Genomic DNA, 4,515 nt, shown 5'->3' with positions numbered 1-4,515 from the left:
ATTCTGTGTGTCCGACACACCGCTATCGCGAGCAGGCTCACTCCTACAATGGATCTCTGTGTAGCTGAGATACGGGTCAGGCAGAAATAATCCGGTTCTTGCCCTGTCGCTTGGCCTCATACATGGCCGCATCCGCGCGGGCGAACAGGCTGTCGAGGCTTTCGTCTTCCCCGGTAAGGCTGGTCAGCCCTTGGCTGACAGTGATGCCGAACGTCTGGCCGTCATGGCTGAAACTCAACCGCTGAATCTCCTGCTGCAGTCGCTCGGCCACTTGCATGGCCATGTCCGGTGCGCACCCTGGAAACACCGCCGCAAACTCTTCCCCGCCAATCCGCCCGAACAGATCACCTCGCCGCAACGAGCCACGCCCGCACTCAGCGATCCGCTGCAACACGTTGTCGCCTTCGGGATGGCCGTAACTGTCGTTGATCATTTTGAAGTCATCGATATCCAGCAGCAGAAAGGCCATCTGCGAACCATGCACACGTGCCTCTTCGAACTCGCGGTTGGCGCACTCGAAGAAGTGCCGACGATTGCTGCTTTGCGTCAATACGTCGGTGGTCGCCAAGCGATGCAGCTCGGTTTCCATCTGCTTCTTGTCAGTGATGTCTTCGGCAATGCCGACGATGATGACCGGTTGACCGGGTTCGTCCTGACGGTTGATGAAACACTTGTCGCTGAGCCAGCGCACCTGACCGTCGGCGGCGATGATGCGGTATTCGCGATCTTCCACCGCACCTTTGTGCAGGACTTCGGCAAGGCTGCGTTCGGCGTATTCCAGGTCGTCGGGGTAGATGCTGTCGCGCCATTGGTTGTAGTCGGCGAGCAGGAGGCCGGCGGAGCGACCGAAAATCCGTTCATAGGCGGGACTGACGTACAGCACCTGACGGGTTTCCCAGTTGAAAGCCCAAAGTACGGCGTTGACGCTGACCAGCAATGAGCTGAACAGCTGCTCGCGTTCGCTTAGCCGAGCGACTTCGCCTTGGGCGTGCATCAACGCCATGAGGGTTTGCGCGGCCTCGGGCCACTGCGGGAAGGATGAGTCTTTTTGATTGTTGTTGACCATCGGCACAGATCTCAAAGGACGTGCCGCAATTCGACAACGGCCACAGTACAGCCCGCCGGGATGGCGAAGTGTCTTTGAGATAGGCGATTTTTAGCGAAGTTCCGAAGGGTGCACCCGGGAGCCGGGTGCACCGATCAACGGTCTCAGACCGCCGCAGGACGCAGCGAGTAGGTTTTCAACTGGTCAGCGAATTCACGCAGGGACTGGATGCCACTGGCTTCTGCCTCGTGAATCCACTCCTTGATTGCGGCGAGCATGTCGTGGCCATTTGCGCTGGTCTTGACCCAGATCTGCTGCAGGGCCAGGCGTTTTTCGTAAATTACCTTCAACGCCTGACTGTGCTCGAGCATGGTCTGGATGCGCAAGTGATGACGGTCTTCCAGCAGGCTGGTTTCCCGTGACAGCAGGCGTTTGGCGCGGTGGAACTGGTGGCGCACCGAATGATCGACCTTGGCCAGCTCTTGCTTGACCAGCGGACCGATCACCAACTTGCGGTACTGGGCCATGATCTGGAAGCGGTTGTTGAGGATCGCCATGGCGGTGTCCATGTCCAGACTGCCCTTGCCTTCAACGCGGTGGGCAATCGGCGCTACACGCTGAACCTTGGCCAGACGCAGGAAGCAGAAGACTTTGATCCACGCCCAACCGAGGTCGAACTCCCACTTCTTCACCGACAGCTTGGCCGAGTTAGGGTAGGTGTGATGGTTGTTGTGCAGTTCTTCGCCGCCGATCAGGATGCCCCACGGCACCAGATTGGTCGCCGCGTCGCGGCATTCGAAGTTGCGGTAACCGACAGCATGGCCCAGACCGTTGATGACGCCAGCAGCCCAAACCGGGATCCACATCATCTGGATCGCCCAGATGGTGATGCCGATGGTGCCGAACAGCAGCAGGTCGATAACGCCCATGATCGCCACGCCCAGCAGAGGGTAGCGGCTGTAGACGTTGCGCTCGATCCAGTCTTCGGGGCAGTTTTTGCCGTAGATGCGCAGGGTCTCCGGGTTCTGCGCTTCGGCGCGATATAGCTCGGCGCCGGTACGCAGCACAGTGGAAAGACCTTTGATGACCGGGCTGTGCGGGTCGTCTTCGGTTTCGCATTTGGCGTGGTGTTTACGGTGGATGGCAGTCCACTCGCGGGTGTTCTGCGCCGTGGTCAGCCACAGCCAGAAACGGAAAAAGTGCTTCAGGCCAGCATTCAGCTCCAGCGAGCGATGGGCCGAGTAGCGGTGCAGATAGACCGTGACGGCAACAATCGTCACGTGGGTCATCAGCAGGGTGACTGCGACCAGAGACCAGGCCGACAAGCCAAGAAAACCTTCGTACCACATAGGCTATAGGGCCCTCGATAAAGATAAAAACAGCCGTTGCATTATCACCAAGCACACAGATAAAACCAGTCGCCCTTTCAGATAAGAGTCGCTGAATGTTTCTTGACCTATAATTCCAACCTTTTTGTAGGGACATGGATAGCCGAATGCCTGCCACTTACCGCGATGCTTTGCGTGCAGCGTTGCTCTATCTCGTGCTTGCTGCCGTCTGGCTGCAAGGTACTGATCATTTATTAAACAATTTCTTCGATAACTCGGTCGATCTTGCCCGGTGGCAACTGATCAACGGTTACGTCTTTGCGGCGCTCAGCGCCGGGCTGATTTTCCTGGCGCGGGCGCGATTGTGTGAGTTTCTCGGGATTGGCGCGCGTTTGCGCGAGCGGCACGCCGATCGAGAACGCTTGCGTCAGGCCGCGGCGGTATTCGATTGCACCCGCGAAGGCGTGTTGGTGACCAACCATCATGGGCTGATCGTGCACGTCAATCGCGCCTTCATGGAGATCACCGGTTATCAGCGTGAAGAAGTCATTGGGCAGCCGCCGAGGCTGTTCAAATCCGGCCACCATCCGCCAGGGTTCTATCAGGCAATGTTTGCCACGCTTGAGTCGCAAGGCGAATGGAGCGGTGAAATCTGGAACCGGCGAAAAAGCGGCGAGATTTATCCACAGTGGCAGACCATCCGGGTCATTCACGATGATCAGGGCCGGCTCAGCCATTACGTCGCGGTGTTTTCCGACATCAGCGCCATCAAGGATTCCGAGCATGAACTCAAGCACCTCGCGCACCACGATCCGCTGACCGACCTGCCCAATCGTCTGCTGTTCAGCGACCGCGCCGAACAGGCGTTGGCCTCGGCGCAAAATCACAAGCGCGGCTGTGCATTGCTGATGCTCGATCTCGATCATTTCAAAATGATCAACGACAGCCTCGGCCATAACATCGGCGATCGCTTGCTCAAGGCTGTGGCGGCGCGTTTGCAAGAACTGTTTGGTCCCGGCATTACTCTGGCGCGCCTGGGCGGCGACGAGTTCGCGGTGTTGGCAGAGAGTTGTCCACAGCCGGTGCAGGCAGCAGCGCTGGCGCAACGGATTCTCGATGCACTGAAGGAGCCGTTCAGCATTGATGGCAATCAGTTGTTCATCAACGCCAGCCTCGGCATCAGTCTGTTCCCCAGCGATGCGCTAAGCGCCGAGCAACTGTTGCGCAATGCCGATGCGGCGCTGTTCAAGGCCAAGAGCAGCGGCCGCAACGGTTATGCCTTGTATACCGAAGAACTTACCGCCCACGCCCAGCAACGGGTGGAAATCGCTTTCGAACTGCGTCGGGCGCTGGAACAGCAGGAACTGCGGGTTTATTACCAACCCGTGCATGATTTGAAAACCAGTCGCCTGATCGGCGTTGAGGCACTGGTGCGCTGGCAGCATCCGCAGCGTGGCCTAGTGTCGCCAGCGGAATTCATTCCGATAGCCGAGCGCACTGGGCTGATCGCCGAAATCGACGCGTGGGTGATGCAACAGGCGTGTCGACAAATGTGCCAGTGGCAGCAGGCCGGGATCGTGCTGTCGTTTGTCGCGGTGAATGTTTCGTCGCGGTTGTTCGCCCGGCGCGAGTTGTACCAGCAAGTAGCGCAGGTGCTGCACGACACCGGCCTGGATCCGGCGTATCTCGAACTGGAAGTCACCGAAAGCGCGGTGATGGACGATCCGGAAGTGGCGCTGGAGCAGATGCATCGTTTGCGCGAGTTGGGCATTCGCCTGGCCATCGATGATTTCGGCACGGGCTACTCGTCGCTGCTGCGGCTCAAGCGCTTGCCGGTGCAGAAACTGAAGATCGATCAGGGCTTCGTCGCCGGCTTGCCGTGGGACGAGGATGACGCGGCAATTGTCCGGGTGATCATCGCGCTGGCCCGGAGCATGGGCATGCAGGTGCATGCCGAGGGTATCGAACAGGTTGAGCAGGCGGCGTTTTTGCTGGAGCAGGAATGTGATCTAGGGCAGGGGTACTGGTTTGGGCGGCCGGTTCCGGAACTGGAGATTGATTGGGCGAGAACTCCGGTGATTATTGGTTAAAAGATCAAAAGATCGCAGCCTTCGGCAGCTCCTACACAATTCCTGTAGGAGC

Annotated in this window: 3 protein-coding genes; 1 reads left to right on the top strand and 2 read right to left on the bottom strand. The window is 58.6% G+C overall.

The genetic code is table 11. The features are described from left to right. Positions 1 to 76: 76 nt before the first annotated feature. On the bottom strand, positions 77 to 1,066 hold the full coding sequence (locus tag ACW9IR_RS28780; protein ID WP_095122292.1) for a GGDEF domain-containing protein: 990 nt from the start codon (positions 1,064 to 1,066) through the stop codon (positions 77 to 79). 143 nt (positions 1,067 to 1,209) lie between these two features. Next, positions 1,210 to 2,394: a delta-9 fatty acid desaturase DesA gene (gene desA, locus ACW9IR_RS28775; protein ID WP_016987605.1), complete on the bottom strand. Its 1,185-nt coding sequence runs from the start codon at positions 2,392 to 2,394 to the stop codon at positions 1,210 to 1,212. Positions 2,395 to 2,540: 146 nt separating this feature from the next. Here desA and dibA point away from each other — a divergent pair, with 146 nt between their 5' ends. Next, the gene (gene dibA / locus ACW9IR_RS28770) at positions 2,541 to 4,463 is read left to right on the top strand and encodes a phosphodiesterase DibA (RefSeq protein ID WP_457465997.1); all 1,923 of its coding nucleotides are present in this window, start codon (positions 2,541 to 2,543) and stop codon (positions 4,461 to 4,463) included. Positions 4,464 to 4,515 lie beyond the last annotated feature (52 nt).

The organism is Pseudomonas sp. SDT291_1_S447, assembly GCF_054070155.1.
This window is presented reverse-complemented; position numbering and strand designations above follow the sequence as displayed.

Excerpts from the sequence above, each read along its gene's own strand:
- ACW9IR_RS28780 (WP_095122292.1), bottom strand. The coding sequence starts at position 1,066 with ATGGTCAACAACAATCAAAAAGACTCATCCTTCCCGCAGTGGCCCGAG.
- desA (WP_016987605.1), bottom strand. The coding sequence starts at position 2,394 with ATGTGGTACGAAGGTTTTCTTGGCTTGTCGGCCTGGTCTCTGGTCGCA.
- dibA (WP_457465997.1), top strand. The coding sequence starts at position 2,541 with ATGCCTGCCACTTACCGCGATGCTTTGCGTGCAGCGTTGCTCTATCTC.